At 60.9% G+C, this 14425-nt stretch carries 13 protein-coding genes; 8 read left to right on the top strand and 5 right to left on the bottom strand.

Going from position 1 to position 14425, the window contains the following annotated elements; all coding sequences use genetic code 11:
* Positions 1 to 14: 14 nt before the first annotated feature.
* Together FCH38_RS04845 and FCH38_RS04840 are read right to left on the bottom strand one after the other, a co-directional pair.
* On the bottom strand, positions 15 to 992 hold the full coding sequence (locus FCH38_RS04845) for an L-threonylcarbamoyladenylate synthase (RefSeq protein WP_174373135.1): 978 nt from the start codon (positions 990 to 992) through the stop codon (positions 15 to 17).
* Positions 993 to 1052: 60 nt separating this feature from the next.
* A complete protein-coding gene (locus FCH38_RS04840) occupies positions 1053 to 1661 on the bottom strand; it encodes a DUF6656 family protein (RefSeq protein WP_174372998.1) in 609 nt (202 codons plus the stop codon).
* 332 nt (positions 1662 to 1993) lie between these two features.
* On the opposite strand from FCH38_RS04840, the gene FCH38_RS04835 reads away from it, so the two are divergent.
* From FCH38_RS04835 to FCH38_RS04820, 4 genes are all read left to right on the top strand, one after another.
* Complete coding sequence (locus FCH38_RS04835) at positions 1994 to 3238, top strand: aromatic ring-hydroxylating oxygenase subunit alpha (RefSeq protein ID WP_174373134.1); 1245 nt, start codon at positions 1994 to 1996, stop codon at positions 3236 to 3238.
* A gap of 7 nt (positions 3239 to 3245) precedes the next feature.
* A complete protein-coding gene (locus tag FCH38_RS04830; protein ID WP_142839200.1) occupies positions 3246 to 4328 on the top strand; it encodes a hybrid-cluster NAD(P)-dependent oxidoreductase in 1083 nt (360 codons plus the stop codon).
* Positions 4329 to 4505: 177 nt separating this feature from the next.
* Entirely contained in the window at positions 4506 to 4970 is a 465-nt protein-coding gene (locus FCH38_RS04825; RefSeq protein ID WP_149898698.1) for a BA14K family protein, read from the top strand.
* Between the two features lie 221 nt (positions 4971 to 5191).
* Positions 5192 to 5713, top strand: coding sequence for a BA14K family protein (locus FCH38_RS04820; RefSeq protein ID WP_174372997.1), 522 nt, complete (start codon positions 5192 to 5194; stop codon positions 5711 to 5713).
* A gap of 57 nt (positions 5714 to 5770) precedes the next feature.
* Here the strand turns inward: FCH38_RS04820 and FCH38_RS04815 are convergent, their stop codons facing one another.
* Entirely contained in the window at positions 5771 to 6766 is a 996-nt protein-coding gene (locus tag FCH38_RS04815; RefSeq protein ID WP_174372996.1) for a transporter, read from the bottom strand.
* A gap of 223 nt (positions 6767 to 6989) precedes the next feature.
* Between FCH38_RS04815 and FCH38_RS04810 the strand changes: the two genes are divergently transcribed.
* The 3 genes from FCH38_RS04810 (at position 6990) to FCH38_RS04800 (ending at position 10129) form a co-directional block, all read left to right on the top strand.
* Positions 6990 to 8774, top strand: a complete 1785-nt coding sequence (locus FCH38_RS04810) for an acyl-CoA dehydrogenase (RefSeq protein WP_174372995.1) — start codon at positions 6990 to 6992, stop codon at positions 8772 to 8774.
* Between the two features lie 10 nt (positions 8775 to 8784).
* Positions 8785 to 9543: a crotonase/enoyl-CoA hydratase family protein gene (locus tag FCH38_RS04805; RefSeq protein ID WP_174372994.1), complete on the top strand. Its 759-nt coding sequence runs from the start codon at positions 8785 to 8787 to the stop codon at positions 9541 to 9543.
* Between the two features lie 271 nt (positions 9544 to 9814).
* Positions 9815 to 10129: a hypothetical protein gene (locus FCH38_RS04800; RefSeq protein WP_149898702.1), complete on the top strand. Its 315-nt coding sequence runs from the start codon at positions 9815 to 9817 to the stop codon at positions 10127 to 10129.
* Here the strand turns inward: FCH38_RS04800 and FCH38_RS04795 are convergent, their stop codons facing one another.
* A complete protein-coding gene (locus FCH38_RS04795) occupies positions 10130 to 11380 on the bottom strand; it encodes a class I SAM-dependent RNA methyltransferase (RefSeq protein ID WP_174372993.1) in 1251 nt (416 codons plus the stop codon).
* The gene (locus FCH38_RS04790; RefSeq protein WP_149898704.1) at positions 11377 to 12129 is read right to left on the bottom strand and encodes a TlyA family RNA methyltransferase; all 753 of its coding nucleotides are present in this window, start codon (positions 12127 to 12129) and stop codon (positions 11377 to 11379) included. The genes FCH38_RS04795 and FCH38_RS04790 overlap by 4 nt, the downstream gene beginning before the upstream one ends.
* Before the next feature lie 270 nt (positions 12130 to 12399).
* Between FCH38_RS04790 and FCH38_RS04785 the strand changes: the two genes are divergently transcribed.
* A complete protein-coding gene (locus tag FCH38_RS04785) occupies positions 12400 to 14424 on the top strand; it encodes a methyl-accepting chemotaxis protein (protein ID WP_174372992.1) in 2025 nt (674 codons plus the stop codon).
* The last annotated feature ends 1 nt before the right edge of the window (position 14425 follow it).

The following is a 14425-nucleotide window of genomic DNA, read 5'->3' as shown; positions in this document are numbered from 1 at the left end:
GGGGTTAAGTGCCGTCAGCCTCTCGGTGCGGCGGCGCGGGAAAGGCGGTCGTTGATCGCCTCTCCGAGACCATGTGTGGGAATGGCGGTAATGGCGATGGTCTTTGCGCCGGTCGCATCGGCGGCTTTGAGATAATCGAACAGATTGGCGGCGGCCTCGGCAAGATCGCCGGCGGGGCTGAGATCGAGAACGGTGCGGGCGGTCTCTTCGCCCTTAACGGCAATGCCGCCGAACCGGATCAGTGCTTCACCGGGCAAAACCGATGCGGCATCGAGGCGCACAGTGGCGCCCGGCGCATAGTGCGACGCCAGCATTCCGGGCGCTTCAATGGCGGCAGAGGCTTTTTCGGGCCGTTCCAGCCGCAGGCCGGTAACGCTCTCGATGTCTTCGGTGACGATACCGCCGGGACGAAGCAGCCGCACCCGGCCATCCTGTTCCACCTTGACGATGGTGGATTCGACGCCGACGGAGGCTGCCCCGCCATCGAGAATGAGATTGATCTTCTGGCCGAGATCGGCCTCCACATGGGCGGCACTTGTCGGGCTGATCTTGCCGGAACTATTGGCGCTGGGGGCGGCCAGCGGCCTGTCGAACCGGCGGATCAGGTCGCCGGCGAAACCCTGCGGCACGCGGATGCCGACCGTATCAAGCCCGGCCGTCGCCAGCGAGTGAATGCCGCTTTCCGGTTTCAGCGGCAGAACCAGCGTCAGCGGGCCGGGCCAGAAGGCTTGGGCAAGCTTCAGCGAAATGGGGTCGAAAACCGCATAACGCTCCGCCATGGCAATGTCGGCCATATGGCAGATCAACGGATTGAACTGCGGCCTGCCTTTCGTCTCGTAAATGCGGGTGATGGCAGCCGGATTGGTGGCGTCGGCGGCAAGGCCATAGACGGTTTCCGTCGGCAGGGCGATGGGCTGGCCGTCCGCAAGCTCCGCCACGGCTGCCTGCAACGCGGTTTCCCGCTCGTTTTCGATGTTGATATGACGCGCCATGATGCTGCCTTTCAGCGCGCTCAATAGCGTATTTCTGGCCGGGATGGAAAGCGCTATCGTTTATATCGCCTTGATGATCCTGCGCATCTCCTCCGAGCGCGCACCGAGCAGCAGCACATTTTTCAGCGCCACCCGCGGATCATGCGTCTGGAACAGCAGGCCGCCGCGATGGAAGGAGGTATCGACGGCAAATTCCTTATCGGGAAGCGCATTGATGGCGACGGCAAAATACATCCGCGAATAACGCGCATCGATATTCTCGAAGAAGTTTTCGGCACCGCTCAACTCGGCGAAGAAATTCGCGAAATAGAAGGACCAGAGCACGTGGCGTTCAGCGTCGAAACTGGTTTTCGCCGCCGTGACATGACAATAACCGAGATGCGGCCGGTCGTTGAGCAGATGGTGGGAGACCATCTTGGGAAAACGGATGGACCGGTGAAAGGTGTTGAGGCGGCTATGGGTGGCATCGGCGGCGGCTTCGAGCTTGCGCCCGGTCATCGCCGCCACCTCATCATGGCTGTAATAGACGCGCTCCCTCGGCAACCAGCGTTCTTCATAACGGCTGATCCGGCCGGTGCGCAGGAAATCCGAATGCGCGGTCTTCGACCGTATCGGCATGATCGAATGTCTGGCCGCATCGAAATAACGTATGCGTGTCGCCTTCTCCACCAGGAACGCCCTCGTTGCCTTTGATCAGGCAAGATAATTTAGTTCGCGTTAATACTCCGTTGCGCCGCACCCCCTGTTTTCTGATGGGTGGACAGGCAATTGCGCACTATCATGCGTCATATTGCGACGTGGTTTTGTTCACCGAATAGCTGCCGGATTTAGCAGCGGAATGGGCTGTGGCAGGCATTCGCGCATGTCGCAATTTGTCGCCAATGCGGAAGCCGATGTCGCTGTCTGTGCTGCTGCAAATCACCGCCGGTGTTTAGATGGGATCATGGTTCCGCAGCCCGGTAAATGGTGTCGGGCAGGGCGGTTTGATCGAGGATTTGGCCATGGAATTGCGTGAGACCGTATTGCGCCAGCTGAAGAACCGCCGCGAAGGCTTCAGCCTGGAACAGCCTTTCTACACGGACCAGGATTATTTCAAGCTGGATATGGAAACCATCTGGTATCGCGACTGGCTGTTCGTCGGCCATGATTGCGAAGTGCCCAAATCCGGCAATTATTTCACCGTTCAGGTCGGCTCCTATTCCGTCGTCATCGTCCGGGGACGCGACGGCGAGATCCGCGCCCTTCACAATTCCTGTCGCCATCGCGGTTCCCGCGTCTGCTCCGCCCACAAGGGCCAGTCCGCCCGTCTCGTCTGTCCCTATCACCAGTGGACTTACGATCTGGACGGCAAGCTGCTGTTCGCCCGCCATATGGGCGAGGAGTTTGACAAGGCGGAATTCGGCCTGAAGCCGGTCGCCTGCGAGACCGTTGCCGGTTACGTTTTCATCTGCCTTGCCGACCAGCCGGCGGATTTCGCGCCCATGCGGGCCGAAGTCGAAAGCTACATGGCCCCGCACCGTATCCGGGAAGCCAAGGTCGCGCATGAAAGCACGATCATCGAAAAGGGCAACTGGAAGCTCGTCTGGGAAAACAACCGCGAGTGCTACCACTGCGCCGCCAACCACCCGGAACTCTGCCGCACCTATCCTGAAAACCCCAGTGTCACGGGCACGGATGGCGGTGCCAGCGACCCCGAGATCGGCGGCCACTGGGCGCGCTGCGAGGCCGCCGGCCTGCCGAGCCGTTTCAAGATGGACCCGAATGGCCAGTTCCGCGTTGCCCGCATGCCGCTGATCGGCGAGGCGGAAAGCTACACCATGTCGGGCAAGCGCGCCGTGCGCCGGCCGCTGTCGGAGGATGTCAGCATCAGCCATATCGGCGCTTTGCTGCTGTTCCATTATCCGACGACCTGGAACCACTTCCTTGGCGACCACACCATTTCCTTCCGGGTGCTGCCGCTCAATGCCAATGAGACCATGGTCACCACCAAATGGCTGGTGCACAAGGATGCGGTGGAAGGCGTGGATTACGATCTGGAAGACCTGACCCACGTTTGGAACGAAACCAACGATCAGGACCGCCGCATCGTCGAGGAAAACGCCTTCGGCATCCGTTCGCCTGCGTACCAGCCCGGCCCCTATTCCATGGAAGACGAGGGCGGTGTGATGCAGTTCGTCAACTGGTATTCCGATTTCATGATCGACCGGCTTTCCGGCGACAAGGCCCGGCTTTCGGCAGTAGCGTGACGCGAAGATGAATATGGTTGTGACCTATAAGCACATAGACGAGATGAAGCCGTGGAGCGACAAGCTCCAACTGCTGGAGTGCATTTCGGTGACACCCGAAACGCAGGATGTGATGACGTTCCTGTTCCGCTCCGAAGACCAGAACTGGTTCCGGTATCTGCCGGGCCAGTTCGTCACACTGGAACTGCCGGTGGGCAAGGAGCCGCTTTATCGCACCTACACACTGTCCTCCAGCCCGTCACGGCCCTATGCGCTTTCGGTCACGGTGAAGGCGCAGGCCAACAGCATCGGCACGCGCTGGATGTTCGACAATCTGAAGCCCGGCATGAAAATCCGGGCGCTCGGCCCGCTCGGCGATTTCTCCTATGTGCGGCATCCCGGCGACAAATATCTGTTCATTTCGGCAGGCTCCGGCGTCACGCCGATGATGTCGATGGTGCGCGACATGAGCGACCGTGCGCCGCAGAGCGACATTGCCTTCATCAATTGTTCGCGCTCGCCGTCCGATATCGTCTTCCGCCATGAGCTGGAATATCTCGCCCGCTTCATGCCAAACCTGTCTCTCGGCTTTATTGTCGAGAAATGCGGTCGCACCGATCTGTGGTCCGGGCTCAAAGGCATGGTCGACAAGGCCAAGATCGCGCTGCTCGCGCATGACTTCATGGAGCGCACTGTGTTCTGCTGCGGGCCGGAGCCGTTCATGGCCGCCGTCCGCTCCATGCTCGATGCGTCCGGCTTCGACATGAGCCGTTACCATCAGGAAAGCTTTTCGCCCGCCGCCCCGGTCACGGTCGGCGAGAGCGTTCTCACCGATGTGGATGGCGAGGCGCTGTCGATGGTGGGCTTCACGCTGTCCGGAAAAGAAATGGCCTGCCAGCCCGGCCAGACGGTTCTGATGACGGCGCGTGCCGCCGGGGTGCGCATCGGCGCGGCCTGCGAATCGGGCATCTGCGGCACCTGCCGGGTGCTGAAGCTCTCGGGCGAGGTGGAGATGAACCACAATGGCGGCATTCTCGATGACGAGATCGAGGAAGGTTATATTCTCGCCTGCTGCTCGCGACCTTTGACCGATGTGAAGGTTGAAGCCTGACGCGTGTTATCTTCCTGCCCTTCGCCGGATAGTTGTCATGGAACTAAATTTCCCTAAACTCGTTTGCACGTCATCGAATTCTTTTCGGGTGCAGAAACGGGGCTGACCCTTATCTCCGACAAGAGCGAGTGCGTGAAAAGGCGCGGTCCAACGCGCTGAAGCAAACGGAGGAAGATCATGATGAATTTTCGGACAACGAGCATCGCCACGGCGATGATCGTGTTCATCACAAGCTTTACGCCGTCTCAGGCGTTCCAAGTGCCTGTGCCGATGCCCAAGCCGGCGGTTTCGACCGACAATGTGGTGCAGGTGCAGTATCGTGAATGGGACCGCCGCAATGACCGCAGGCACGGCGACCGCATGTACCGTCCGCGTCCGTCGCGTGACGGCTACTACAACGGTCACCGCGGCTATCGTGACCGTCGGGCGGGCTACCGTTATCACAACGGTTACTGGTTCCCGCTGGCCGCTTTCGCCACCGGCGCCATCATTGGCGGCGCGATGCAGAGGCCGGCACCTGCCTATGGCGGCAGCCATGTTTCATGGTGTCAGAACCGTTGGCGCTCGTATCGCGCTTACGACAATACCTATCAGCCGAACAGCGGTCCGCGCCGCATATGCGTATCGCCTTACAGCCGATAACAGGACTTTCGAAAGCCCGGATTTTGATCCGGGCTTTTGTTTTCCGGCCGCCGGATTGAGTAACCGAAGCGTGATGGGATCGTTAATGCTGGGTTCAGGCGAAAACGCCTAGCCTGCAACCTCTAATGTTCCAGCCAGATCGAAAACTGGCCGAGTGAGAAGAAAAAGTGCTATTATTCACGGAGAACGGCCTGTTGACCGTCGTGAATGGAGGAAGTCAGATGAGAAACTATATGAAGAATATCTTGGCTGTCGGTCTTTCTGCGATTGTGGTTGCAGGAGCGATCGTTCCGGCAGAAGCAGCAATGCCATTGCCGATGGCGCCGAAGAGCGTCGAGGCCACGGGCAGCGATGCCGGCAATATCGTCAATGTGCAATATTGGCGCGATCGTGGTGGTCGCGGCGACTGGGGTGACCGTCGTGGCTGGTATGGCGGCCATCGCGGTTATCGCGATTATCGCCCCGGCTATCGTCACCATGACGGTTACTGGTTCCCGCTTGCAGCCTTTGCGACGGGCGCAATCATCGGCGGCGCCCTGTCGCAGCCGCGTGAAGTCTACCGTCCCGTGCCGGAATATCGTCCGCGCCCGGTCTATCGCGAATATCGCCCGGTCCGCCGTGGCGGCATGAGCCAGGCGCATGTGAACTGGTGCTATGGCCGTTATCGTTCCTACGATGCCTATAGCAACACGTTCCAGCCTTACCACGGCCCGCGTCAGGCCTGCTATTCGCCTTACAGCTGATATAATGCCAGGCTGAAATTGACAGAGCCGTCCGGTCATCACCGGGCGGCTTTTTTATTACAAAATCCGTGCCCGTTTGAGCACGAACCAGGCAAGCACGACCGAAATGACGATAAAGACGCCCGCCGACAGCGTGCCGCCGGTGCCGACCGTAAATGGCAATTCATCCGTATTCATGCCGAAGAAACCGGTCACCAGCGAGGGCGGCAACAGGAATGCCGTCATCAGTGACAGGATATAAAGGTGCCGGTTGGTTTCCGACGAGAGTTTGGAATCGATTTCTTCGTGCAGCAGCCTTGCGCGCTCCTGCAGGGCATAGACGTCGTGATCCACCGCTTCGAGGCGACCCACCAGGCGTGAGGCGACATCTTCAAAACCATCCGGCATCTCGTCCTCATCGGCGGCCGAAGCGCGTCGCATCAGGGTGAGAACGGTGCGCAGATGCCGGTGCAGGCGAACCACCGTGCGGCGCAGCGGGGCAAGCCGCCGCCGTTCGTCGCGGTTCTCGCTGTCATAGACCATGTCCTCGATGGCGTTCAGTTCTTCGGTCGTCTCCATCACCAGATTGATGAGCGAGCGCTGGAATTCCGCGACGAGGCCCTCGAACACATGGGAGGGTGTAAGGTAGCGGTTGGAATTCTTGTCCACCGCCGCCTTCAGCCGGTCCACCGAGTGCAGCGGCTGCAGGCGGGTGGTGATGATGAAACGGTCGCTCACCGCAAAATGCAGCCAGCCGAAATCCCGCGTCTCCTTGTCGAATTCCCGCTGGAAATCGACCAGCGTACCATAGAGCGATTTTTCATCGACCACGATGGATGGGTGCGTTTCATGGGTGGTGAGGCTTGCCCGCGCCGCCGGATCGAGGCCGTCGATGGTTTCCAGAAAACCCGCCACCCGCTGGTCCGCGAGATTGAGATGCAGCCAGAAGAAACCTTCGCATTCGGCCATTTCGTGAAAGCGCGCATCGGCCGCCAGCCGGCGGCAGGGGGCTGTGCCGGGGTGGAACTGATAGGCCCAGACAAGGCCGGGAATATTGGGCGTTATGAGATCCATCGTGGCAGTCCTGACCGGCTGGATGGGAGGAGGGAGGCGTCCGTCGCCCCGGTGTGGGAACGGCAGCGGCGGCATTGCGCCTTTCAGCGCATGCTGAGCAAATTCATATGACAGTTTTATAACAAACCTGCCAAAATGGTGGGAATTTTCAAATTGACGTTTACGTAAAAATCATTTAGCCCGAAGAGCAGCACGATAGGCAAAAGCTTCGGGAGGAGGCAGCATGTATAGCGCGCCGGTGGATGATATCGCCTTTACACTCAAACATGTAGCGGGTCTTGAAGACGCGCTGGCAAAGGGTGTGCTGGGCGATCTCGGTGAAGATCTGGTGGATGCCATTCTCCAGGAAGCCGGTCGTTTCGCCACGGAACAGGTCGCGCCGCTCGCCGATATCGGCGACCGCCAGGGCGCGAAGCTTGCCGACGGCAAGGTGACAACGCCAGATGGCTGGGCCGATCTTTACCGCCGCTGGGCGCAAGCCGGCTGGAACAGCCTGACGGCGCCGGAGGAATTTGGCGGCCAGAACCTGCCGCATATGCTGAATGTCGCAGCACTCGAAATGTGGAACTCCGGCTCCATGGCCTTTGCGCTGGCCCCGACGCTAACCATGGGTGCGGTGGAAGCCATCGTCACTCACGGCAGCAACGATCTGAAGCGGATCTATCTTCCCAAACTCGTTTCCGGCGAATGGACCGGCACGATGAACCTCACCGAACCGCATGCGGGATCGGACCTCGGCGTGTTGAAGAGCCGGGCGGAACGCAATGGTGATGGCACCTATCGTATCTTCGGGCAGAAGATTTTCATCACCTGGGGCGAACACGACGCGGCTGATAATATCATCCACCTCGTTCTTGCCCGCCTGCCGGATGCGCCGGCCGGAACGCGCGGCATTTCGCTGTTTCTCGTGCCGAAATTCTTACCCGACGAAAACGGCGCGCCGGGCAGCCGCAACGATCTTTTCTGCCATTCGCTGGAACACAAGCTCGGCATTCACGGCTCGCCCACCTGCACGATGATTTTCGGCGACGGCAGGTTCGGCGAAGAAAAAGGCGCTCTGGGCTGGCTGATCGGCGAGGAGAACAAGGGCCTCGCCTGCATGTTCACCATGATGAACAATGCCCGCCTTGCCGTCGGCATGCAGGGCGTGGCGATCTGCGAAGCAGCGACCCAGAAGGCAATCGAATACGCCAAGGAGCGCACGCAGGGCAAGGCGCCCGGCTGGCAGGGCTCCGGCATGAGCCCGATCATCGAACATCCTGACATTGCCAGAACGCTTCTGACGATGAAGGCGCTGACGCAGGGGTCGCGAGCGATCTCCTTCAGCTGCGCCCACGCCATCGATATGGCGCATGCGAGCGAAGATAAGGCAGAGCGCGCCCGCTGGCAGGAGCGTGCCGCCCTTCTAACGCCGATTGCCAAATCCTTCTCCACCGATGCCGGTGTCGATGTTGCCTCCATGGGCATTCAGGTGCATGGCGGCATGGGCTTCATTGAAGAAACCGGCGCGGCGCGTTATCTGCGTGATGCACGGATCGCACCGATCTACGAAGGCACAAACGGCATACAGGCCATCGATCTGGTGCTGCGCAAGCTGCCGCTTTCCGATGGCGCACAGGTGCGGGGTTTCATCGCCGAACTGCGCGAGATCGTTGCCCGAACAGCCGCTTCGAACCGTGATGATCTCGGCGAGACCGCCCGTTATCTCGAAGCCAGCCTCAACGATCTGGAAACGACGACCGATTGGCTGCTGGACCGCATCAAGGCAGGCGAAACCGAAACCGCACTCGCCGGCGCGACACCCTATCAACGTCTCTTCGGTCTGGCGCTGACAGGTGCCTATCTCGCCAAGGGCGCATTGGTCTCCGTCGATGATGGCAGGGGCGCGCACCGCGCGGCACTTTGCCGTTTTGCGGCAGAAAACCTGCTGGCGGAAACGGCGGCGCTGAAGGATCGCGTCATATCAGGCGCGGCAAGCCTTGCCGCCGCCCGCACCGTATTGGCCTGAGGAGATTCAGATGTCGGACGATCATATTCTCGTCGAGCGGGTCAGCCATGCGCCTGAAGTGCTGACCATCCGCTTCAACCGGCCGGAAAAGAAAAACGCCATCACCGATGCGATGTATCTGCGTATGGCTGAAGCGCTGCAGTCCGCCAATGCCGACCCGGACATCCGCGTCGTTGCGTTTCTCGGCACGGAAGGCTGCTTTTCTGCGGGTAACGATATGGCCGATTTCCTTGCCTTCGCCATGTCCGGCGCAAAGGGCAAGCTTGCGGTGCTCGATCTCCTGAAGGCGCTCGCGACCTTCGAAAAACCGCTGGTTTCGGGCGTTGACGGGCTGGCCATCGGCATCGGCACGACGCTCAACCTGCATTGCGATCTGACTGTCGCCTCCAATCGCAGCCTGTTCAAGACACCCTTCGTGGATCTGGCGCTGGTGCCGGAAGCCGCCTCCAGCCTGCTTGCGCCAAAACTCATCGGCCACCAGCGCGCCTTTGCGCTGCTGGCCATGGGCGAGGGTTTTTCCGCCGAACAGGCGTTGCAGGCTGGGATGATCTGGAAAGTCGTTTCCCCTGAGCATGTGGAGAGCGAAACGCTGGCGCTAGCGACACGGCTCGCCGCCAAGCCGCAGCAGGCGCTGAAAATCGCCCGCGATCTGGTCCGTGGCAAGCCGGAAGATGTGCTGGCCCGCATCGACGAAGAAGCCCGCCATTTCATCGCGCAATTGCAGAGTGCCGAAGCCCGCGCCGCCTTCGAGGCATTCATGCGCCGCTAGGCGTTTCGAGAATCTGGGAGCGCGCCACTCGTTTCTTCTCCCCGCCGGGGAGAAGTCCGCGGCAGCGGGATGAGGGGGCAAGCTCTCCGAAATCCGGCAACGTCACCCCGTCATCCGACCCTTCGGGCCACCTTCTCCCCGGCGGGGAGAAGAAACGAGCGGCATCGTGGAGTTTGGAAGCCTCTGTGCTTTTGAATACGGATTATATATCGTCCATCAAACCGGTCCGGCAAAAACGGATCGCGCAAACTCTCCGTCAAAGGCCACCCGCATGCGTCACCTCGTTTTCGCCCTGTCCGTCTTTCTCTCCGCCGCAACTATTGCAGAGGCAGCAGCGATCACGCCATTGCCGGTTTCGAGCAACAACATCATTCTGGCGCAGTCCAACGACGACGATAGCCCGAACTTCAATTCCGGCAACAGCCGCAGTCACCAGCGCCGCGCGCGTTTCGTCTGCGTCATCACCCCGCCGGAAAGCGCCAATCGCCGCCGCCCTTATATCTGCCCGATCGAGCAGGGCCGCGTCGGCGGTTCCTGCCGTTGCTCCGGCGTGGTCGGCAACGGTACGGTTGATACCGCCTGGTGATTATTTCTCCAGCACCGCCACCGCTTCCACATGCGGCGACCACAGGAATTGGTCGACCGGTGTGACGCGGGTGACGCGATAGCCGCCCTCAACCAGAAGCGCGAGATCGCGGGCCAGCGTCAGCGGATTGCAGCTGACAGCGACGATTTTCTTTACCGTGCTGCGGGCCAGCTCCTTGCACTGGACTTCCGCCCCGGCGCGCGGCGGATCGAACACGACCGCGTCGTAATTCTTCAATTCGCTGGTCATCAACGGCCGGCGGAAAAGATCACGCTTCTCGACGCTGACCGGTTTCAGGCCCTGCGTATTGCGGGCAGCGAAATCCAATGCCTTCAGCGCCTTGTCTTCGGCTTCCACCGCATGCACCTTGCCGATGCGCGCCAGTCTGAGCGCAAATGTGCCGGAACCGCAGAAGAGATCGGCAATGTGTTTGGATTTGCCGATATGGGCAAGCACCAACTCCGCCATGGCGTCCTCGGCCTGTTTCGTCGCCTGCGTGAAACCACCGGCGGGCGGCGACACCGGAATGCCACCGAATTCGATAATTGGTTTTTGCGGCTCGATCAGGATTTCACCCGACAGCGAGACGCGGGCGATGCCGCGCATGGTCAGCACCGTTTCCGTCAGCGTCCGCCGCTGCTTGTCGTTGACCGACTTGATGCCCTCGACGGAAATATCGAGACCCGAGAGCGTTTCGAGAACGGTCATGCGAAACGGCTCGGCATTTGCCGTCATCGAAAGGCCGATGGCGCGGATGGCATCGAGCCGCGAGACGATGCCGGGCGATGTGACGGGACATTCCTCGATGGCGACGATGTGATGGCTGCTCGCCTGGCTGAAGCCCAGCAGCAGACCCTTTTCCGTCCTGCGGGCGGCAAACACCGCGCGGCGGCGCTCGCCGGGGCGACAGATGACGAGATCATCCACGGGCGGTGTCAGACCCTTGGATTTCAGCGCTGAAACCACCAGTTCCCGCTTGAAGGCATGGTAGGGCTGGTCGGCCAGATGTTGTAGCGAACAGCCACCGCAGGTGCCGTTGACGCCTTCAGGGCCGAAGTGCCGGCAGACGGGTTCGCGGCGGTCCGCAGAGGCTTCCGCAATCGACATGACCGTGCCTTGGTCCTTCACTTTGGCGATGGCCACCGTCTCGCCCGGCAGGGCGAAGGGCACATAAACCGGGCCGTCGGGACAGTGCGCGATGCCATCGCCCTGCGCACCGAGGCTCTTGATGCTGACGGTCTGGGTGCTCATGGCTTTTCGCCTCCGAGAAGAAATTCAACATTGCCATCGCCGCCGGCAATCGGTGAGGGAATGAGCCCAAGGCTCTTCCAGCCCATGTCTTCGACGAGCCAGCGTTCCAGTTCGGCGGCAACCGCAGGCGCCGTTTCCGGCTCCTTCAACAGCCCGGCCTTGCTGATTGCATCGCGGCCCGCTTCGAATTGCGGCTTCACCAGCAGGATCGCCAGAGCACCCGGCTCCGCAAGCTCAAGTGCCGGGGCAAGCGCCAGCTTGATGGAAATGAACGACACGTCGGAAACGATGAAGCCGATTGCCCGGTCATCGATATCTTCGGTGGTGAGGAACCGCGCATTCAGCCCTTCGAGACTGGTGACGCGCGGATCGTTCTCGATCCTTGGATGGATCTGCCCGTGGCCGACATCGATGGCGACGACATGTTTCGCGCCACGGTGCAGCAGCACCTCGGTGAAACCGCCGGTGGATGCGCCGACATCGAGACACTCAAGGCCCTTCGGATCGAGATTGAAATGATCGAGCGCGGCCGTGAGTTTGAGGGCGGCGCGAGAGACGTAAGCCTGCGCCGGATCGGTAATAGCGATCTTGACGTTTGCAGCGACGGTCTGGCTCGGTTTGGTGACGATTTTGCCGTTCACGCTCACGGTGCCGCGCGAAACCGCGTCGCGCGCACGCGAGCGGCTGGCGAAGTGGCCGAGCGACACGAGAAGCTGGTCAAGCCGTTCATTTTCAGGTGTTTTGGACATGGTTCCGTTCAATGACCGCCAAACCCCGCCGATGCAAGCGATTTATCGCTGGAATGGCCCGGAATGCCGCTGTCGTCGGTCAAGGTTGTGTTGCACCGCAAAGTCAGAATGTTCGATTAATCCAATATAAAGGCTTGTATTGCACTTTGTGCCCAAGGCCCGTGCGGCCACCGGAACCTGCCATGACGGCATCTCCTCCCATTCACAGAATTGCGACCGTTGCAGCGCAGACGCTTGCTCCGAGGCATCGGGTCGCCGAGAGAGTTTGCGATGTCGCTGAAAAATCTCCCCATTAACATAAAGCTCATTGTCACCTTCTGTGCCTTGATGAGCGTGTGCCTGCTCGCCTCCGCGATCGTATTCTGGCAGACGCTGGGGAGCGAGCGTGTCACGATCGAAAACAACCGGACGAAGGACATCATCCAGGCGGTGGATGGTGCGACGGCCGCGATGCTGGAACAGGCCGTCAACCAGCGCGGCTTCCTGTTGTTTCGCAGCGACAGCACATACAACGATGTTTTCGCTCAGCGCGACATCATGTTGAAAAAGCTCGATGAAGCCCGCGCCCTTGCCGCAGGCCAGCCGGATATCCTGCAATCCATCGATGACATGCAGAAATCCGCCACCGTGTTCTTCAAGGAACTGGCGGAACCGCAGATCGCTGCCCGCAAGACCACGGAAGCGCCGATTTCCGACATCATCGAGATCGGCCGCAATCAGGCCAAGGGCCAGCTCGACGGTTTCCGCGCCGCCGCCGCCAAGATCAAGGAACAGCTGAACGGCCTGTCGACCGCCTATGCGGCTGAACAGCAGGCGGCGGCGCTGAACCTCAAATATGCGCTTCTGGGCGGCGGTGCCGTCGCCGGTCTTCTGGCCGTTGCCCTCATCTGGGCGCTGTCGCGCTCGATCGTCACGCCGATCGTCGGCATGACGGCGGCAATGAGCCGGCTTGCAGATGGTGACATGACCACCGAAGTTCCAGCCGTTGATCGCGGCGACGAAGTCGGCAAGATGGCGAAGGCCGTTCTCGTCTTCAAGCAGGCCGGTTTGGAAAAATCCCGCCTTGCCGGTGAAACCGAGCGCATGCGCTCCGCAACCGAGAGCGAGCGCCGCCGGAACGAAGAAGAGAAGGCGCAGGACGAAGCCGCCAACACTCTTGCGCGCGACGAGCTGGGCAAGGGTCTGGCCGCTCTGGCCGAAGGCGATCTCGCCTACCGCATCGAAACACCTTTCGCTTCCTACATCGATCCCATCCGTATCGATTTCAACAGCGCGGTTGAAAAGCTGCAGCAGGCCCTGCGCACGGTCGGCGAGAACGCCGCCGCGATCAATGCCGGCGCTTCCGAGATGCTGTCGGCCGCCGACGACCTGTCGCGCCGCACCGAACAGCAGGCTGCCTCCATCGAAGAAACCGCCGCAGCATTGGAAGAAGTCACCACGACCGTGCGTGACAGCGCCCGCGGTGCGGAAGATGCCGGCAATCTGGTTCAGCGCGCCCGCGCCGGTGCGGAAAAATCAGGTGTTGTCGTGCGCAATGCGGTTTCCGCCATGCGCGAAATCGAGAAGTCCTCGGGCGAAATCGGCAACATTATCGGCGTCATCGACGATATTGCCTTCCAGACCAACCTGCTGGCGCTGAATGCCGGCGTGGAAGCTGCCCGCGCCGGTGATGCCGGCAAGGGTTTTGCGGTCGTCGCGCAGGAAGTCCGCGAACTCGCCCAGCGTTCGGCCAATGCCGCCAAGGAAATCAAGACGCTGATCAGCGCTTCCAGCCGTCAGGTGGAAAACGGCGTCAATCTCGTTGATGAGACTGGCAAGGCGCTGGAACTCATCGTTTCGGAAGTCGAAGAGATCAACGCCCATGTCAGCGCTATCGTCGTCGCGTCACGCGAACAGGCGACGGGCCTGCAGGAAATCAACACGGCCGTAAACACCATGGATCAGGGCACGCAGCAGAATGCCGCCATGGTGGAGCAGCAGACCGCCGCCAGCCATTCGCTCGCCCGTGAAGCGGAAGCCTTGAACAGCCTGCTTGGGCAGTTCCGGGTGGGCGGCGCTCATGGTGCGGTCGCCAGCGCCGGCGGTTACACCGCCCCGCGCCAGTCTTCCTTGAGGCCCGCCTTCCAGCCTGCACCGCAGGCAGCGATGAAAAGAGCAGCGCCCGTGAAATCGGCGTCCGCCACCGCACGGCCAGTCAAATCACCGGCACGCGCCCTCGGCCAGAGCCTCGCCCGCGCCTTTGGCGGCGCTGCGGAAGCCCCGGCCGCGAAGGATCAGGACTGGACGGAATTCTGAG

The organism is Agrobacterium tumefaciens, from assembly GCF_013337285.1.
Lineage (GTDB): Bacteria > Pseudomonadota > Alphaproteobacteria > Rhizobiales > Rhizobiaceae > Agrobacterium > Agrobacterium burrii.
Note: the sequence above shows the minus strand (reverse complement) of the source record. Positions and strands in the feature narration are given on the sequence as shown.

Excerpts from the sequence above, each read along its gene's own strand:
- FCH38_RS04830 (WP_142839200.1), top strand. The coding sequence starts at position 3,246 with ATGAATATGGTTGTGACCTATAAGCACATAGACGAGATGAAGCCGTGG.
- FCH38_RS04805 (WP_174372994.1), top strand. The coding sequence starts at position 8,785 with ATGTCGGACGATCATATTCTCGTCGAGCGGGTCAGCCATGCGCCTGAA.
- FCH38_RS04815 (WP_174372996.1), bottom strand. The coding sequence starts at position 6,766 with ATGGATCTCATAACGCCCAATATTCCCGGCCTTGTCTGGGCCTATCAG.
- FCH38_RS04800 (WP_149898702.1), top strand. The coding sequence starts at position 9,815 with ATGCGTCACCTCGTTTTCGCCCTGTCCGTCTTTCTCTCCGCCGCAACT.
- FCH38_RS04790 (WP_149898704.1), bottom strand. The coding sequence starts at position 12,129 with ATGTCCAAAACACCTGAAAATGAACGGCTTGACCAGCTTCTCGTGTCG.
- FCH38_RS04820 (WP_174372997.1), top strand. The coding sequence starts at position 5,192 with ATGAGAAACTATATGAAGAATATCTTGGCTGTCGGTCTTTCTGCGATT.
- FCH38_RS04845 (WP_174373135.1), bottom strand. The coding sequence starts at position 992 with ATGGCGCGTCATATCAACATCGAAAACGAGCGGGAAACCGCGTTGCAG.
- FCH38_RS04785 (WP_174372992.1), top strand. The coding sequence starts at position 12,400 with ATGTCGCTGAAAAATCTCCCCATTAACATAAAGCTCATTGTCACCTTC.
- FCH38_RS04825 (WP_149898698.1), top strand. The coding sequence starts at position 4,506 with ATGATGAATTTTCGGACAACGAGCATCGCCACGGCGATGATCGTGTTC.
- FCH38_RS04810 (WP_174372995.1), top strand. The coding sequence starts at position 6,990 with ATGTATAGCGCGCCGGTGGATGATATCGCCTTTACACTCAAACATGTA.
- FCH38_RS04835 (WP_174373134.1), top strand. The coding sequence starts at position 1,994 with ATGGAATTGCGTGAGACCGTATTGCGCCAGCTGAAGAACCGCCGCGAA.
- FCH38_RS04795 (WP_174372993.1), bottom strand. The coding sequence starts at position 11,380 with ATGAGCACCCAGACCGTCAGCATCAAGAGCCTCGGTGCGCAGGGCGAT.